This window comes from Rhodosalinus halophilus (assembly GCF_003298775.1).
Taxonomy (GTDB): Bacteria; Pseudomonadota; Alphaproteobacteria; order Rhodobacterales; family Rhodobacteraceae; genus Rhodosalinus; species Rhodosalinus halophilus.
The window spans coordinates 83,970-100,287 of record NZ_QNTQ01000001.1 but is presented as its reverse complement, the minus strand read 5'-3'; the positions used below and the strand labels follow the sequence as shown (position 1 = coordinate 100,287).

Sequence of the window (16,318 nt, the reverse complement as noted above, 5' to 3'; positions counted from 1 at the left end):
ACGCTGGCGAGAGCGTGTTGCGGCGGATCGGATTCATCTGCCCGTCGCCGAACCGTTTCCGTTTGAACGCAAAACGCCCCAGGCTGAACGGCGACATCGGGACGCCCGGAGCGCCCGAAAGGAACGCTCCGGGGGGCACCCGACGGCGTGGTGTCCTGACCGGCCGGGATCAGCCCCCGGCGGCGGCGAGCCCCTGCTCGAGATCCGCGATCAGGTCGTCGGCGTCCTCGATCCCGATGGAGATGCGCACCACGTCCGGGCTCGCTCCGGCCGCGACCTGCTGCTCTTGCGTGAGCTGGCGATGCGTGGTCGAGGCCGAGTGGATGATGAGCGACCGCGTGTCGCCCAGGTTCGCGACATGGGAGAAGAGCTCGAGGCTGTCCACCAGCTTGACGCAGGCGTCGTAGCCGCCCTTGAGCGCCACGGTGAAGAGCCCGCCCGCGCCCTTCGGGCAGATCCGCGCCACCCGGTCATGCCAGGGCGACGACTCGAGCCCCGCGTAGGTGACTTCCTTCACCGCCGGGTGCTTTTCCAGCCAGCCCGCCACCTTCTCGGCGTTCTCGCAGTGCTTCTGCATGCGCAGGGACAGCGTCTCGATGCCCATCAGCGTGTAGTGCGCGGCCTGCGGGTTGAGCGTCATGCCGAGGTCGCGCAGCCCGACGGCGATGCCGTGGAAGGTGAAGGCGAGCGGCCCGAAGGTCTCGTGGAACCTGAGCCCGTGATAGGCGGGCTCCGGCTCGCTCAGCGAGGGGAACTTGTCGGACGCCGACCAGTCGAACCTGCCCGAGTCCACGATCACGCCGCCCGTGACCGTGCCGTTGCCGGTCAGGAACTTGGTCATCGAATGCACGACGAGCGTCGCGCCATGCTCGATCGGGCGGCAGAGGTAGGGCGTGGCGGAGGTGTTGTCCACGATCAGCGGCAGGCCCGCGGCATCGGCGATCTTGGCGATCTCGTCGAGGTCGGTGATGTAGCCGCCGGGGTTGGCGATCGACTCGCAGAAGACGGCGCGCGTGTCCTCGTCGATGGCCGCGCGCACGGCGTCGAAATCGTCGAAATCCACGAACTTCGCCGACCAGCCGAAGCGCTTGATCGTCTGGCTGAACTGCGTGACCGAGCCGCCGTAGAGGCGGGTGGAGACGACGATGTTCCGCCCCGGCCCCATCAGCGGGAAAAGCGCCATGATCTGCGCCGCGTGCCCCGACGAGCAGCAGACCGCGCCCGCGCCGCCCTCCAGCGTCGCCATCCGCTCCTGCAGCACCGCGACCGTCGGGTTGGTCAGGCGGGAGTAGATGTAGCCCACTTCCTGCAGGTTGAAGAGCGCCGCGGCATGGTCCGCGTCGCGGAAGACATAGGCCGTGGTCTGGTAAACGGGCGTCTGCCGCGCGCCGGTGGCCGGGTCCGGGCGGCTCCCGGCGTGGATCTGCAGCGTGTCGAATCCGTAGGCGGGTCCGTCGGACATGTCCCTCTCCCTTCCGTGACTGCCTCTTGGGCAGGCATGGTGTAGGGCCTTTGCAGGCCGTGCTCAATCGCGCGTCGGGGGGCGGGCGCGAAAAGGAGGGCGTCCTGGTCGCGGCCGCGTGCCGGGACCGCCCGTTTCCGCGCGCCGTGCTTCGGGACATGCCCGTTCCCCGATGGACCGGGGCGGCCGGACCGCCGTTCGCGCTGCGAACCGGCGGCACTTCCCGCCGCCTCCCGGCCGGGGCGCCCTGCATCTCGGTTCAGCGCCGCCAGAGACGGCCCCGCGCGGCACGCATTGCGCCCAGCGGCGTTCCGGGCGTGTCCACGACCAGTCAGCCGGTCTTCCCGGGAATGCCGGCCACCGACTTCACCGAGATCCGGTGGGCCCGCGCGATCAGCGCCGCCGTCTTGCCTGGGCCGCCCTTGCGGTTGGCCACGAGCAGGGTGCGCTCAGCCCTGCTCGGTCTCGTGGCGCGCGACGAAATCCCGGATGAAGAGCCGAATCTCGCGCGCGGCGGAGCTGTCCATCTCGTCGCAAAGCGAGATGAAGCGATCCCGCTCCTCCTTCGCGATGCGGATGACGAGCTGGCCGTCCTTCTTGGTCTTCTTCTTCTTGGGCATCGGTCGGTGCGGTGGTGGCGTTCCGGAACGGATAGCAACTGTATATACACCGGGCAAGCCTTTGCGGGTCGACAGGGCCGTCTCGCTTCAGGGCCTTGCAGGCTGCAGGGAACGCTGCCGGTCTCGTCCCGATCCGGATTGGTGGGCGGTGACGGGCTCGAACCGCCGACATCTTCGGTGTAAACGAAGCGCTCTACCAGCTGAGCTAACCGCCCACGGGCTATGGCTTTACGCATTGCAGCGCGCTCTGGCAAGGTCGCGCGCAACGGGTGCCATCGCCGGGGTGCTGCGGGCGGGTGCCCGCCTCGCCATACGCGTTCCCGCAGTCGGGAGCCTGCGCACGTCGCCGTGCCGGGGCGACCGTCGCGCTGGCGCCGCAAGAGAATGACGCCCGCTGCCCGTCGGCGCGTCGCGCCGGGCAGCGGGCGGATCGCGCCGCGCGCTCCCCTCAGGCGGCGCGATACTCCGGCGTGGTGGCCAGGAAACGGCCGTAGGCGTCCGCGTCCGGATAGCTGAACATCTCGACCACCGGGTTGGCGCGTTTCCACTGCGTCGCGCCCATGTCCTGCATCAGCTCGTCGAAGTGCCGGAAATGGAAGGGCGCCGAGCAGAGCCCGCCGTAGACCCGGGCGGCCGGGCGCTCCTTGCGGCGCCATTCGAGATTGGCCTCGATATCGGCCTCCATCTCCTCGCGCGTGGGCTGGCGGGCGAGCTGGCCGTCCATGTAGCGCACCAGCCAGTTGGCGATCAGCTCCGCCGAAAGCGTGGTGCAGAAGCTGGAGTTGAAGCCGACGAAGCCCATGTCGGGCAGGTCGGGGTTCACCGACAGGCGATAGACCCGATACTGGCCGTCCGGCTCGATCAGCTTCTTGCGGTATTCCTCGGGCAGGTAGGGCACCCCCAGTTTCCAGCCCACGGCGAGCACGGCCACGTCGCAGGGCACCGTCTCTCCGGTGGTCAGCCGCACGCCGCCGTCCTCATAGGCCTCGAAGGTGCCGATGACGGGTCTGATCTTCCCCTCGTTCATGTACTCGAAGAAGCCCGGCGTCACGATCGGCAGCGAGCAGGAGGCCTCCTTCTCGATCGGCGTCTTGGGCACCATGTTGTGCTTCTTCAGCCCGAGCTGGAGCTTGAGCAGCGTCTCGAGCCCGCGGAAGTTGGCCCAGACGAGCGGCTTGGTCACCGCCGCCACGGCCTTCGCCGCCGGCCCGCGGCCCCAGCCGTTGAACTGCATCTCCTGCGCGCGCATGTAGAGCAGCCGCTTGAAGTTGATTCCGCCCACGAAATAGGGGATGCGCCAGACGTTCTCGCGGTAGACGAGCGTGACGGATTTCGCGCCGTTCCTCGCCGCGTTCACGGCGATGTCGGTGCCCGACTTCGAGGCGCCCAGCACCACGACATCCTTTCCTTCCGCGATCGAGGGGTCGGTGTATTCGGACGAATGCATGACCCGCCCGCCCTGCGCGACGAAGGCGTCCTGCCCGGGGTGGGTCAGGATGTTCTTTTCCGAGAACTGACCGGTGCAGACGGCGACGAAGTCGAAATCCTCGCTCCACTCCTGCCCGCCCGCACGCAGCGTGAGCGTCCAGCCCGGTTCGCCGTCCGCCCGCCGCTCCATCGCGGCGACCTCGGTATTCAGCCGGAAGAGCCGGGGCAGGGCGTGCTTTTCGGCGTAGGCGTGCAGATAGGCGTGCACCTGCGGCCCCTTCGGCCATTCCGGGTAGTCCGCCGGCATGGGCATGTCGGTGTAGCGGTAGAGGTCCTTCGGCGACTGGGTCTGCACGTCCGGGTAGGAGCGCGAGAGCTCCCAGACCCCGCCGAAGTCGTGGCTGCGCTCGAACCCGCAGACGCGGTGCCCCTTGGCGTCGAAGGCCCTGGCGGCGGCGAGGCCGCTGATCCCGCCGCCGATGACCGCGACTTTCTTGCGTTTCACCATTGCGTGGCCCTCCCGGTCACGCCGCGTCCGGCGGCGGCAGGAAATCGACCTCGTGCTCGGCCGAGATGCGCACGAGTTCGTCGGGGTCGGTCACGCCGTCGAGCTTGGTGAAGAGATCGAAGAGCTTGCGCGAGGGCGCCACGCCGAAGACGCAGGTCGCGTCCTTGCCGGACCGGTTGAAGATGCCGTGCGCGATGCCCATCGGCATGCGGATCGTGTCGCCAGGCCCCGCCTTGTGCACGTCGCCGCCGAACTCGACCTCGAGGTGGCCCTCCAGCATCACGATCCATTCGTCCTGCGTGGGGTGGATGTGCGGCGGCACGAAGGTGCCGTCCGGGATATGCGCATGCCAGATGAAGGCGTTGGGGCTCAGAAGCTTGGGCGTGTAGGTGTGGCCGACGACGTTCCAGCTCTTGCCTTCGAGGCCCTCGGCGGCCGGAGTGATTCCCTGTTGCATCGTGTTTCCCTCCTGATGTGGGGGCGTCCGCGGCGCCCGCCGCAAGTATCGCAGGCCCTCGCGCGGGGCGTTATCCGGAAAGCGAATCCCTCTTGGGCAAAAGCTTCAAGCTTGAAATATGCGCGGCCTGCGGTAGAGTGCCGCGCCATGACGCAGGGGCATGTCGGGTCTGCGCCGTTGCTGCAGGCCCATCCGATCCTTCAGACCACCGATCTGTGCGAGGCGCGCGATGTCGTCGGCCGCGCCTTCTGCGATCACCGCCTCGACCTGCGCCGGCGCGGCGCACGCCTCGATGCGCGGCACAACCACGTGGGCGGGCGTCACGTCTCGCTCAACGCCTTGGGCTATGGCGCCGAGGTCGAGATCGACCCCGGAGAGCTCGGCCGGTTCTACCTTCTTCAGATCCCGCTCGAAGGCAGTGCCCGCGTCGCGCACCGCGGCGAGGAGGTGGACGCCTCCGCCCGGCGCGGGACGATCCTCAACCCCGACCGCGAGACGCGCATGATCTGGTCGGAGGACTGCCGCAAGCTGCTGCTGCAGGTCGACCGGGCGCATCTGGAACGCGTGGCCGAAGAGCTGCTCGGCGGCCCGCTGCCCGGCCCAGTGCGCTTCGCCCCGGCCGTCGACCTCGAAAGCCCGGCGGGCCGCGAATTGCGCGCCCGCGTGCTCGCCGCGGCGCGGGCGGTGGACCGCGGCGATCTCTGGTGCGGGCGCGCGGGCCTGCGCGAGGGGCGGGCCGAGCGGGACCTGGCCGAAAGCCTGCTGACGCTGCAGCCCAGCAACATCTCGCACGCCTTCTGGCGGCGCGAGCGTCCGATGCTGCCGCGCGACCTGCGCCGCGCGGTCGAGTTCATGCACGCACATTACCCCGAGCCCTTGCGCCTCGACACGATCGCCGCGCACTGCGGCCTCTGCCCGCGCGCGCTGCAGATCGGTTTCCGCAAGGCCTTCGGCCTCAGCCCGATGCAGTATCTGCGGCAGGTGCGGCTCGACGCCGCGCATTACCGCCTCAGCCGCCGCCGCGATCCCGAGCGGGTGGGCGACGTGGCCCATGCCTGCGGCTTCTCGCATCTGGGACGCTTCGCGCAGGACTATCGCGCGCGCTTCGGGGAGACTCCGGGACGCGCACGCGCGGTCTGAGCGCAGGGTCTTGCAGCGCGCGCCCGGTGGCGCGACAGTCCGGACGCGTATCACGAGAGGCGATCGATGACCCGCAGCTACCCCGCGCCGCCGGGCGGGCACCCCCCGCAGGAAGATCTGCTGACAGGCCGCGCGGTCTTCACCGAGGCCTATGCCGTCATCCCCGCCGGCGTGCAGCGCGACATCGTCGCCAGCCGCCTGCCGCACTGGGAGGGCACGCGCCTGTGGGTTCTGGCGCGGCCGATGAGCGGCTTCTCCGAGACCTTCGCGCATTACCTGATGGAGGTGGCGCCCGGCGGCGGCTCCGACCGCCCCGAAAGCGACCCGCGCGCCGAAGCGGGGCTCTTCGTCACCCACGGCGCGGCAAGGCTGCGCATCGGCGAGGAGACCCGCGACCTCGGTCCCGGCCATTTCGCCTATGTGCCGCCGGGCCTTCGCTGGTCCCTGCACGCCGGGGGAGAGACGCCCCTGCGCGTCCACTGGATCCGCAAGGCCTGGGTGCCGGTGGACGGACTCGCGCCGCCCGATCCCGTCGTCGCCGAGGCAGCGGGGATCCCCCCCGATCCGATGCCGGGCACCGAGGGGCGTTGGGCCACCACCCGCTTCATGGACCCCGACGACCTGCGTCACGACATGCATGTGACGATCGTGACGCTCCAGCCGGGCGCCGCGATCCCGTTTCTCGAAACCCATGTCATGGAGCACGGCCTCTTCGTGCTCGAGGGCAAGGGCGTCTACCGCCTGAACCGCGACTGGGTCGAGGTCGAGGCGGGCGACTACATGTGGCTGCGCGCCTTCTGCCCCCAGGCCTGCTACGCCGGCGGCCCGGGGCCCTTCCGCTACCTGCTCTACAAGGACGTGAACCGCCACGCGCCGCTCGGCCCGGTCGTGCCGGGCTGACCCCGCCCGGTCCTTCCTCTTGCCCCAAATACCCCGCCGGAGGCGTATCCTTCCGTATCACAGGCTCCAAAGGGAGCCCAGCCGGCTTTGGTCCTGCTTTGAAGTCAGCCGGTTAGGGTCTCACGGCCGCTCGGGAGGGTCCGGGCGGTCGCAGCACGGAGCGTGGATTGGAAGAAGGATACGGAATGGTCAAGTCGAACAGCCTGCGGCTCGCCCGGCTCAGGTTCTTGGCTTCGGGCAAGCACGGCGACGGGCGCGGTCTCTGGTTGCACAAGCGCCGGGATGGCGCGCAGTGGGTCTATCGCTTCACGCTCTACGGGCGGACGCGCGAGATGGGGCTCGGCGCGCTCCGCGACGTCGGGCTGGCGGAGGCCCGCGAAGCCGCCGAGACGGCGCGCCGCCTCGTGGCGCAGGAGATCGATCCGATCAAGGCGCGCCGCCGCGCCCGCGCGCGGGCGCGCCGACGCGACGGCCGGTCGACGATCCGCCCACGGTCCGCCTTCGCGGGCGCCCGCGTCAGTCGCGCGCGCCAGAGGACCGGCATCAGCTCGAGCACGTCGAGGGCGGCGCGCCGCACCAGGGCGGAGCGGTCCGCCTGCCTGGCGTTGCGGCTGCTCAAGGCACCAGTCCGTGCCTTCGACAGATAGGCCGCGTAGGGATCCGAACGCGGGTGCCTCCGCGCGAGTTCGGTCACGCGCTGCTCGTACTTGTCCCAGGTGCCGCTCGCCACGAGATCGGCGCAGGGTGTCACGCTCGCCGCGAGGCGGGCGAGTTGGTAGGCGGCGACGCTGTCGTCGAGCGTAAGCGCCGGCTGGCGGGGGCCTGATCGGTCATCTCGGGCCTCCCGCGCAACGGGACATGGGTGTCCTCCTGGACCCGGGCAGCGATCTCATCATCATCGCGGCGGCGCGCGACGAACATGTCGAATGGGGCCGGATGGCCGTAGTGATCACCCTCTCCAGAGGGGTGAGGACGGTTGACCCGCCCTGACGACGATGACGCGGACCGAGCTGCGACCGGTTTCCCGGCACATGGGCGGGCGAGAGCCTCCCCGGGGCACGGGCGCGGCCCGTCACGATGCGAAATCGCGCCCTCCGCCGGGCTGCCGAGGGCTTCGGACAAAGGTCCCGTCAGGGAGGGGCATGCGGCGAAGGCCGCACGAATGCCTGGTGCTGCTTCTGCGTGCAATCACGCAAGCCCGCCGTTCGGGCCTTGGTCCGCCTCACCTTCGACCGCCAACGTGCGGCGCGCCTCAATGCCCGAGCGGGGACAGAAGCATGACCCCAAGAGGGAACCACGATCGGCCGCACTTGACGAGCCCGCCCCGATTACAGAAGCCGATCCATAACCGTCAGGAATTGCGGCGGCTCGGGTAACACCCTCAATGGATAACGAATTTCATGAGGGCCAGGAGCAGTCCGATACTTCCCGCAAAGCCCGCGCCCAGGATGGTCGAAAGCACGGCCCTTTCGAGCACCCAGCCCACACGCGCGCCCAGCGTCAGGAGGAAAAGCACGCAGCTTGCCTGCGACAGGATCAGGGCGAGCTCTATAGAGATCACCCCGAAGCCGGCCGCCATGAACAGGGCGGTCGAGATATTGGCCGTCACGAGGACCGGACGGCTATGCGCCCATGCTTTGCGCCACGAGGTCCGGGTGATCTTTTCACCGCTGTCGAGGGCCCGGGACAACAGTTCGGAAAACGCCTTGGCGAGAGTCACGGCGAGTGTCGAGCCGAAGAGGACGGCGGCTGTCTCGAGCGGTTGCTCGGAATGGTCCCCAACGGCCATGAGCACGCTCAGGACGGTGATCGATCCGTAGATGATGCCGAGTGCCGCCCGGTCCAGACGTTGCAGGCTTGTTTCCGCATCGGGCTCCACCGGCGCGCCGGCGACGGTCTTTCCGGGAGCCTTGTCCATGAGACCCTCAGAATGCAGTCAGTCCGCCATCGGCGATCACGATGGCACCGGTCATCGCCGAGGCTGCGTCGGACAGAAGAAAGCAGGCGACCTCCGCCTGTTCCTCGGCGGTCATGGTCCGTGCGAGGGGAGCCTGCATCTTCGACGGAATCGCCTGCGACGGGTTGCCTCCGTGAAACCGCGCCACATCGTCCATGGCACGGTCGAGCATCGGGGTCTCGGTCGCGCCAGGACCCTGATAGTTCACGCGGACGCCGCGAGGACCCCACGCGACGGCCAAGGACTTCACCATGCCGACTGCCGCGTGCTTGCTCGTGGCATAGGGCAGCATGCTGCCGACGCCGGTGATCCCCGACATCGAGCCGTTGACCAGGATCGCACCGCCCCGCCCCTGGGCGAGCATCTGCGTCCCGGCGTCCCGGCAGCACGCGAAGGCGCCCTTCACGTTCACGGCGAGAATACGCTCCAGAAGATCGTCGTCCACGTCTTCGGGCAGCATCGGCGGATGCGAGATGCCCGCGTTGACGAAGGCGAGGTCGAGCGCGCCGAAACGCTCCACGGTCGTGGCGACCATGGTGCGCACCTCGTCCGAACTGGTGACATCGCAGGTCGTCCAGGCGCAGGTCCCGCCGGCCTCGGTGATCTCCGCTGCGACCCGTTCGAGGCCCTCGCCATCGGGGGAGGCGATCATGACCTTCGCGCCCCGCGATGCCGCGAGGCGTGCGGTGGCAGCACCCATGCCCTGGCTGCCGCCCGTGATCAGCATCGAGCGACCACCCAACATCAGACGGTCGTCACCTGCCAACGACCACCTCCATCTTCACCGTCGCGGGCGCTACGGCTTCTTTCCGAGGCACCTGCCGCACATTCACACGAGAGTCTCCCGGAACGTCTCGCCTGTTCGGTTCTTGCGTTAGACGCAGGTGCCGGATCTGGGCCGGGTCGCGCCCATTAGCGTGCCGATGGCCGCACCGACCGGTGTCGCCGCCCCGCGGGCGGGACCTTCGGCGAAGGCCTGGCCGGCGGCTGCCCCCACTGGTCCCCGTCTCGGTGTTGGCCTCGCGGCTGTCGAAACAGGCGGCGGCAAGGCCGACACAGGCCGGCAGGGCAATCGCAGGTCTGGTCTTGCTGAGCATGACGTCTCTTTCAACGAAGATACCGGTTCCCGTCCAGCATCGGCATGTCTGGTCCCTACCCGCCGGCGCATGCCGCGAGCATATGCACCTTAGCGTGGCATTTTCCGCCGTTACGAGATCACACCTGCTCATCTTGGGCACCGTGGGTCCGGTACACCATGTGTCGGCCCAAGCAGAATGCGGGACCTGCTCACAGTGGTCGCCATGATTGCTCGACCGCGCAGCAGCCTTTGGTATGTAGAAAGCCGTACGGAGGATCGGCATGCGGGACACTGGAGGGCAGGCTGCGAAGGGCATGGCCCGATTGGCGGCATCGTCTCCCGCAGACGAGTTACACTCGGATCACCTGGAAATCCGGGCAATCGATTCCATCGCGACGACGCTCGCGGATCTCGGGCAGGCGTTCGGCGGGGATATGAAAGCGGTCACGATACTCCTGCTCCTCGCAAGGGCGGCGCGCGGGACCGAAGCTGCCGTCGGCATGACACAATCGGAGATCGCAGCTCGCAGCGGCATCCCGCGGGAAACCGTCCGCCGCAAGCTTGTGGCGATGGAGAGGCCGGGCTGGATCGTCCGGCACGAGTCCCTGTGGTACCTGAACATGACTCTGGGTGAGACCAAGAGCGGCGACGCCTGGGTGGCGATCAAGCGTCGGTACGTCGACCGCGCAGCGGCCTTTGTGGATGAGGTCGCGTCACGCGGCTGAACCGGCGCATCGGAAGCGCCGGCCCCGGTCAGGCGCGCTTGCCGCTGGCCGATGCGCCGGTTTCATGCGCCTCTTGTCCGGCCGCTGTGACGATCTTCTCCAGGTCCGTGAACAATCGCGCGAAGCGCAGGATCGCGCGCGCGTCGAGATCGGACAGATCCCGTCTTGCCGCAGTCTCTCCATCTGAACTCGACAGGCGATAGATGCAATCCGGGTTGCGGACGATCCAGCCGCGCTCTTCCAGCACCTCGAGCTTGCGGCGGACGGTCTGGCGGGGGATGCCGGTGACATCGGAGATCCGCGTGGCGCTGGTGCCCAGCCGTTCGGGAGGCAGGTGCGCCGGGTCGAGATAGGACCCGTCAGGCGCCTTCAACGCGTTGAGCCAGACCTGACCGATGACCGCAAGAACAAGTGACGACTGGAGGTCGCCCTTGAAGGTGCGGCTCACGTCGGAAAGATGCTCGATCAGGAACTGGACGACCCTGTACTGGTATTCGGGATAGTGCGCCTCGAGAATCGTGGCGACGTCTCCCTCCCGGCGCGCGCGGTTGGCAAGCTTGCTTCGCGCTGCGCCATCACCTGCCACACGTGCACCTCTACCTGACGTTACGGGAGGCTAGGCAGGCCTTCTGCGAAATCAACCCTCGCACGACAGACAACGGCCGCGCAATCTTGCGAAATCGTGTATTGCATGCCCTTGCTGCAGCGGGAGGCGGTGTGGCGGACAGCCGCCACACCGCAGAACCGTCGCGCATCAGAAGATCGTGAAGCCGCCGTCGGTGTTGTAGGTCGATCCGGTGATGTTCGAGGCTTCCTGCGACAGCAGGAAGAGCATGATCGCCACCTGCTCGGCCGAGGTCGAGCCGCGCTTGGCCTGATCGCTGTATTGCAGCAGGCTCATGCTCTTGTAGAGGCCGATGCCGGTATCGGCGTAGCCCGTCGCGCGCCGCTGGTCGATGATCTGGAAGGCGCGTTCGAACATCGGCGTGACGGTGGTGCCCATGCCGACGGAGTTCACGCGGATGCCATAGGCGGCCGCGTCGATCGCCGCAGTCTTGGTCAGCCCCTGCACCGCGTGTTTGGAAGCGACGTAAGGCACGGTGCCGCCGAAGCCGCGGATGCCGGCGACGCAGGCGACGTTGACGATGGAGCCGCCCCGGCCCTGTTCGATCATCTGACCGATCTCGTGGCGCAGCGAATAGAAAGTGCCGTAGACGTTCACCTTGATGACGCGGTCCCAGTATTCGTCGCCCGCCTCGTCGATGCGCGCCATCACGCGATCGGTCTGGTTGACGTAGTCGATGGGTTCGTCGGGGAAGAGCGCGTCCATCACGCCCGCGTTGTTGATCGCCCCGTCGAGCCCGCCGTAGGTGTCGACGGCAAGGCGCACCATCTCCGCACAGACGGAATCCTCTGCGATGTCGCCCCCGAGAAAGACGGCGTTGCCGCCCTCTGCAGTGATCTTGTCGACCACCGATGCGCCGAGGTCTTCAAGGATATCGACGCCGACCACGTTGGCGCCCTCCCGCGCAAGGCGCCGCGCGGCCACCTCTCCCATGCCGCGGGCAGAGCCGGTGACGATGACCGTCTTTCCCTCGAACCGGCCGGGGATGAAATAGTCGTCCGACACCGGCACGACGTTCTGCCGGCCCGGGATCGCCGCGTCGGCAGGATTCCAGGGCGCGGCATAGGGGCCGAAGCCGAGCGAAAGCGGTTCTGCCTCCTCCGCCTGCGCCTGCGTCAGGGTAAGGCCGCCCGCGCCGCCGGCCGCGGCGACGCCGAAGGATTTCAGAAGGTCTCTGCGAAACATGAGGAGCTCCTTGGGATGAGGGGTCAGAAGGCGTAGCGCACGAAGAGCATGGCGCTGAACCAGCCGTCGTCCGATCCGATCGCTGTCCGCGTCGCCTCGCCCGGCCAGGTGTAGGCGAGATGGCCGTGCACGTAGGTGTTCCGGCTGACGAACCACTTTGCGGTCAGTTTCGCCTCGAAGCCGTATTCGTCATCGCTGAGGAAGGTGAGCGCCGGGTTGCCGCCCACGTTGGTTCGGCTGTCGGCGTAGAAGGCCCAGAGCTGCGGCACGAGTTCGACCTTGGGCGAGGGGCGCAGCCGTGCCTGGATGCGATGCGCGATGACGTTGCTGTCCTGCACCACCTTGAAATGGTTGGCGCCCTGCACCCACTGCTCGCCCGTCCCGCCTGACAGCATCGGATCCCAGCGCTCGTAGGTCGCCGTGTCCGGATCGTCGCCGGTGAAATGTGCGTAGCGATAGCTGATCGTTGGCGACCAGCGCGCCTCCGGCCAGCTATAGCCGATCTCGGCCCAGCCCGCGCGCGCGTCCATGTCGAATTCGCTGTTGCGCTGAACCGCATATTCGCCGCCGAAGAACGGCCCGCGCCCGCCCGAGTTGGGCGCATAGGTAAAGCGCGCGTCATAGACCTGCAGGCCCTCGCGCGTCCCGGCGATGCCGCCGACCGGCGTGAAGTAGTTGAAGTTGGACTCCGGCGAGGTCACGTAGCTCACCCCGAGGTTCAGTCCCGGAGCAGGCTGCATCTCGAGGTTCGCGCCCGCGTAGACCGTCTCGCTGTCGATGACGGGCAGTTCATCGGGGTCGAGGTAGAAGACCTCGAACATCGTGGTGTTGTAGCGCAAGCGCGCGAGCGCCAGCATGTCGGCCGCCCATCGCGCATTCGCCTGCAGCGCCGCGCGCTCGTCGCCGTTGGCCGCCGTGTTCGCGAGCAGGAAGCCGTTGGCGAGCGTGAAGCGCTGCCGTCCGACCGTCAGGTTGTAGGACAGCCGGTTGCCCGCGGCGTCCGTCCGACCGCCGACAACCCCCACATAGGCATCCTCGATGCCGGTGTAGGTGCGCGCCTCGTCGGTGAAGAGCTCCTGCCCGGCCGAACCCGAGGTGATCGCGCTCAGCCCGCCGTAGAGATAGAGGTTCGGACTGATCGGCGTGATCCCGTAGACGCCGTAATGCAGATAGCTTTCCAGCCAGCTCTCGTATCCTGCGCCGGCGGGCGTGCCCTGCACCAGCGGATTACCGGCGAGCATGGCGCCGGGTTGACCATACCATGCATTGTTGTTCGCGTAGTAGAGGCCCAGAAGGTCGAGCTTGAAGCGGACGAAGGTTCCGTCCTTTTCGTAGATGGTCGGGAACTTGCCGCCGAACGCCAGCCCGCGGCCCTCCGCTGCAGCCGTCTCGCCGAGCGTGACGAGGATGTCCACCTCGAGCCCCCCGGTTCTTCCGAAAGACACATCGTAGTCGACGGAACCGACGTCGCGGATACGCCTGGCCCGCGCGATCTGGAAATCGATGCGCTGCTGCGAGAATCTGGCGCCGGGGAACAGCGCGACTGCGCTCCGGACTGCGTCCGTGACCCGCGCGTTCAGGCCGGAATCCTGGCTGGGGTTGGTGATGCGCACCTCGACCGACTCGATCCGCTGGTTGGTGTAGGGATCGGTACCGCCGACACTCTGCGCGACGGCCGTTCCCGGCTGGACGGCCGCGCCAACTAGGCCGAGAAACAGCGCAAGACCGACCAGGGCCGCATGTCCGAGTCGCCGCATGTAAGTATCTCCTGATTTGTGGGCAGAGTGTTTCCCACCGGACCGACAACCTCTACGGCGTTGGCGCTCAAACTGAGCACCCGTGCCGGGGTGGCGTGGTCATTCTGTCGACAGCCGGAATCGCGCACGCGGCCAACCGCGCCCTGAGCAGGACACACGCCCCGACCCAAAGCGTGTGGCGGTCATGTTCAGTCGATCGTTTGTCTTTCGAGCCACCTTTCCCGCCTGATCACGGGCGGAGCTTGCGGCATCGTCTGATGGCCGTCGCCGAGAGCTGGCGCTCAAAACGAGTGCCATGCCCATGCGAAGTCCGGAGATCCTGCCATGAGCAGCGGTTACTGCGGGACGGGCGATGCCCTGCCTGAGGCTGTGGCCCGGTTCGCAGTGGCCTCCGCCAGCCAGCTGCAATGGGATCACGAGGTCTTTGCTGGGGCCATCTCACGGCGCCCGTCCCTAATCATGGACAGCGCCTGAACCATGCTCCTTCGGTTTGCAGATGCGATGAGAACTTTCTTCGCTGGACTTCGTGTAGCCGCTTGCAGGCTGCATCGGGCGGAGCCGCGGGGCGTTGCCGCATCCGTCGCGCGAAGGACAGCCGCAGGCCGTGGGCTCCGCGAATACCGGGTGAACGCCGGCGGCGCGCCAGGTTCGTGCCTCCCGGTCCTTATCAGTATCCTGTCATTCCCGTATCGCCTTTTTCTCCCGCATCATGGATGCTGGACGCAACAGCTTCCCGGAGGCCGTGCCTCCGTGACGGCCGGCGGGAGCACGGAACGAGGAGGACAAGTGCCATGACCGAGCAGACCGAACGACCCGGACGCGACGATCTGGACCGTCAGTTCCAGCTGGTCCGGGACGATCTTGCCACGCTGACGCGCCTTCTGCGCGAGGTTGGCGAGGCGGAGGCGGGGGAGAAGCGGGATGCCGTGCTTGCCGAAGCCGCGGCGCTTCTGGAGAAGTCGCGCTCCGCGCTCGACGAGGGGCGGGCGCGGGCCCGGCATGCGACCGCCTCCGTCGAGGACCACATCAGGGAAAAGCCCGTGCAATCGGCGCTCATCGCGCTGGGCGTGGGGTTTCTCGTCGGCATGATGTCGCGGCGCTGAAGCGGCCATGATCGAGGATCTCGTCGGCACGCTGGTCCGGTCGCAGGTGGGCGACCTCAGAAAGCGGAAGGCCGGGACGTTGCTGGAAATAGCAGCGCTGGGCGCGGTGGGACTGGCAGTAGCGTTTCTCTTCTTCGGGCTGTTCCTGTGGCTGTCGCTGCGCATGGAGCCGTGGCTGGCCGCCCTCGTGCTGTGTCTCCTTGCGCTCACGCTCGCGCTGGGGCTCTGGGTTGCGGGGCGCGCCACCATCCGCCGCGCGGAAGAACAGCGCCAACAGGAGGCGCTCTCGGGCCTCGAGGCGCTGGAACTGCTGCTGCGGCCCGGCAAGGAGGGCGCGGACAGGCCGGAGACGGGCCCGGCGCTGGTGGGCGCGGCCCTTGCGGCGGGCCTCGTGCTCGGCCGGTCGATGAAGCGCTGAGACCTCGCGCCTAGAGCCAGCGGGCGCCGAACAGCGCCTTGATCCCCGACAACACCAGCGTCGGAAGCGCCGCGATCGCGATGCAGGCCACCAGGTCGCCGGTCGCCAGCGGCGCCCTGCCCAGCACCAGATGCCCCGCGCCGGTATCGATCGAGCCGAGCGACAAAAGCGCCGAGAGCGCCACGGCGCCCAGCAGCGTGCGGTTCTCGAACGGGTTGCGGTCGTAGAGCGTGGTGACCGTTCGGCTGTCGAAGATGTGCCAGAGCTGCGCGAACACCAGCGTGGCAAAGGCCGCGGTCTGGGCGTAGTCGACCGCGTTGCCCTGCGCCAGCGACTGCTGGAAGATCCAGTAGGTCGTGCCGCCGATGGCGAGCCCCCGCAGCAGGATGCGCGATTTCAGCCCGCCGGCGAAGATCGTCTCGGCGCGCGGGCGCGGGGGCGGTGCATGATGTCGGGCTCGGCCGGTTCCGTCCCGAGCGCAAGCGCGGGCACGCCGTCTGAGACGAGGTTCACCCACAGGATCATCAGCGGCGCCAGCGTCAGGAGCGGCGCGTCGCCCATCAGCAGGAAGGCGAACAGGATCGCCGAGACCTCTGCCACGTTGGCCGTCAGCCCCTGGCGCACGAATTTCAGCAGGTCGTCGTAGATCCGCCGGCCCTCGCGCACGGCGGTCACGATGGTGGTGAAATTGTCGTCGAGCAGGATCAGCGAGGCGCTTTCCTTCGACACCGCCGTGCCCGTGATGCCCATGGCGATGCCGATAACGGCCGAGCGCAGGGCGGGCGCGTCGTTCACGCCGTCCCCCGTCATCGCGACGACCTCGCCCCGGGCCTGGAGCGCGCGCACGATCCTCAGCTTGTGCTCGGGCGTGACGCGGGCGAAGACGGCGGCCTTCTCCACGGCCCGGACGAGATCGGCGTCGCTCATCGCCTCGACCTCGGCGCCGGTATGCACG

Annotated in this window: 16 protein-coding genes, 1 tRNA gene and 2 pseudogenes; 8 read left to right on the top strand and 11 right to left on the bottom strand. The window is 68.1% G+C overall.

Annotation, left to right across the window (positions count from 1 at the left end):
• Nucleotides 1-169: 169 nt before the first annotated feature.
• From DRV85_RS00450 to DRV85_RS00435, 5 genes are all read right to left on the bottom strand, one after another.
• Nucleotides 170-1,462 (bottom strand): O-acetylhomoserine aminocarboxypropyltransferase/cysteine synthase family protein, encoded by a 1,293-nt coding sequence (locus DRV85_RS00450; protein WP_113287465.1) that lies wholly within the window; start codon nucleotides 1,460-1,462, stop codon nucleotides 170-172.
• A gap of 449 nt (nucleotides 1,463-1,911) precedes the next feature.
• Nucleotides 1,912-2,082: a hypothetical protein gene (locus DRV85_RS19325; RefSeq protein ID WP_199525718.1), complete on the bottom strand. Its 171-nt coding sequence runs from the start codon at nucleotides 2,080-2,082 to the stop codon at nucleotides 1,912-1,914.
• 139 nt (nucleotides 2,083-2,221) lie between these two features.
• A tRNA-Val gene (locus DRV85_RS00445) sits at nucleotides 2,222-2,297 on the bottom strand.
• A 233-nt stretch (nucleotides 2,298-2,530) separates the two neighbouring features.
• The gene (locus tag DRV85_RS00440; RefSeq protein WP_113287464.1) at nucleotides 2,531-4,018 is read right to left on the bottom strand and encodes a flavin-containing monooxygenase; all 1,488 of its coding nucleotides are present in this window, start codon (nucleotides 4,016-4,018) and stop codon (nucleotides 2,531-2,533) included.
• Between the two features lie 16 nt (nucleotides 4,019-4,034).
• Nucleotides 4,035-4,475: a cupin domain-containing protein gene (locus tag DRV85_RS00435; RefSeq protein WP_113287463.1), complete on the bottom strand. Its 441-nt coding sequence runs from the start codon at nucleotides 4,473-4,475 to the stop codon at nucleotides 4,035-4,037.
• 147 nt (nucleotides 4,476-4,622) lie between these two features.
• On the opposite strand from DRV85_RS00435, the gene DRV85_RS00430 reads away from it, so the two are divergent.
• From DRV85_RS00430 to DRV85_RS19670, 4 genes are all read left to right on the top strand, one after another.
• A complete protein-coding gene (locus DRV85_RS00430) occupies nucleotides 4,623-5,615 on the top strand; it encodes an AraC family transcriptional regulator (protein WP_113287462.1) in 993 nt (330 codons plus the stop codon).
• Nucleotides 5,616-5,681: 66 nt separating this feature from the next.
• Entirely contained in the window at nucleotides 5,682-6,515 is an 834-nt protein-coding gene (locus DRV85_RS00425; RefSeq protein ID WP_113287461.1) for a bifunctional allantoicase/(S)-ureidoglycine aminohydrolase, read from the top strand.
• A gap of 185 nt (nucleotides 6,516-6,700) precedes the next feature.
• Nucleotides 6,701-7,162 carry an integrase arm-type DNA-binding domain-containing protein gene (locus DRV85_RS00420; RefSeq protein WP_113287460.1) on the top strand — a complete coding sequence of 154 codons (462 nt, stop codon included), beginning with the start codon at nucleotides 6,701-6,703 and terminating at the stop codon, nucleotides 7,160-7,162.
• A gap of 211 nt (nucleotides 7,163-7,373) precedes the next feature.
• Complete coding sequence (locus tag DRV85_RS19670; RefSeq protein ID WP_275401705.1) at nucleotides 7,374-7,505, top strand: hypothetical protein; 132 nt, start codon at nucleotides 7,374-7,376, stop codon at nucleotides 7,503-7,505.
• A gap of 391 nt (nucleotides 7,506-7,896) precedes the next feature.
• Here the strand turns inward: DRV85_RS19670 and DRV85_RS00415 are convergent, their stop codons facing one another.
• Nucleotides 7,897-8,433 carry a hypothetical protein gene (locus tag DRV85_RS00415; RefSeq protein ID WP_113287459.1) on the bottom strand — a complete coding sequence of 179 codons (537 nt, stop codon included), beginning with the start codon at nucleotides 8,431-8,433 and terminating at the stop codon, nucleotides 7,897-7,899.
• A gap of 7 nt (nucleotides 8,434-8,440) precedes the next feature.
• Entirely contained in the window at nucleotides 8,441-9,238 is a 798-nt protein-coding gene (locus DRV85_RS00410) for an SDR family NAD(P)-dependent oxidoreductase (protein ID WP_147238797.1), read from the bottom strand.
• Nucleotides 9,239-9,831: 593 nt separating this feature from the next.
• Between DRV85_RS00410 and DRV85_RS00405 the strand changes: the two genes are divergently transcribed.
• Nucleotides 9,832-10,275: a helix-turn-helix domain-containing protein gene (locus tag DRV85_RS00405; RefSeq protein WP_113287457.1), complete on the top strand. Its 444-nt coding sequence runs from the start codon at nucleotides 9,832-9,834 to the stop codon at nucleotides 10,273-10,275.
• 28 nt (nucleotides 10,276-10,303) lie between these two features.
• On the opposite strand, the gene DRV85_RS00400 is transcribed toward DRV85_RS00405, so the two are convergent.
• From DRV85_RS00400 to DRV85_RS00390, 3 genes are all read right to left on the bottom strand, one after another.
• Nucleotides 10,304-10,861 carry a helix-turn-helix domain-containing protein gene (locus DRV85_RS00400; protein ID WP_113287456.1) on the bottom strand — a complete coding sequence of 186 codons (558 nt, stop codon included), beginning with the start codon at nucleotides 10,859-10,861 and terminating at the stop codon, nucleotides 10,304-10,306.
• 168 nt (nucleotides 10,862-11,029) lie between these two features.
• Nucleotides 11,030-12,085, bottom strand: coding sequence for an SDR family NAD(P)-dependent oxidoreductase (locus tag DRV85_RS00395; RefSeq protein WP_113287455.1), 1,056 nt, complete (start codon nucleotides 12,083-12,085; stop codon nucleotides 11,030-11,032).
• 23 nt (nucleotides 12,086-12,108) lie between these two features.
• Complete coding sequence (locus DRV85_RS00390; RefSeq protein ID WP_113287454.1) at nucleotides 12,109-13,842, bottom strand: alginate export family protein; 1,734 nt, start codon at nucleotides 13,840-13,842, stop codon at nucleotides 12,109-12,111.
• A 306-nt stretch (nucleotides 13,843-14,148) separates the two neighbouring features.
• Between DRV85_RS00390 and DRV85_RS19760 the strand changes: the two are divergent.
• From DRV85_RS19760 to DRV85_RS00375, 3 genes and pseudogenes are all read left to right on the top strand, one after another.
• A pseudogene (locus tag DRV85_RS19760) lies at nucleotides 14,149-14,316 on the top strand (DUF2252 family protein); the annotation flags it as partial.
• A 317-nt stretch (nucleotides 14,317-14,633) separates the two neighbouring features.
• Entirely contained in the window at nucleotides 14,634-14,945 is a 312-nt protein-coding gene (locus DRV85_RS19120; RefSeq protein ID WP_158540086.1) for an ElaB/YgaM/YqjD family protein, read from the top strand.
• Nucleotides 14,946-14,952: 7 nt separating this feature from the next.
• A complete protein-coding gene (locus DRV85_RS00375) occupies nucleotides 14,953-15,363 on the top strand; it encodes a phage holin family protein (protein WP_113287451.1) in 411 nt (136 codons plus the stop codon).
• Nucleotides 15,364-15,373: 10 nt separating this feature from the next.
• Here DRV85_RS00375 and DRV85_RS19665 read toward each other — a convergent pair.
• A pseudogene (locus DRV85_RS19665) lies at nucleotides 15,374-16,290 on the bottom strand (HAD-IC family P-type ATPase).
• Nucleotides 16,291-16,318: the final 28 nt, after the last annotated feature.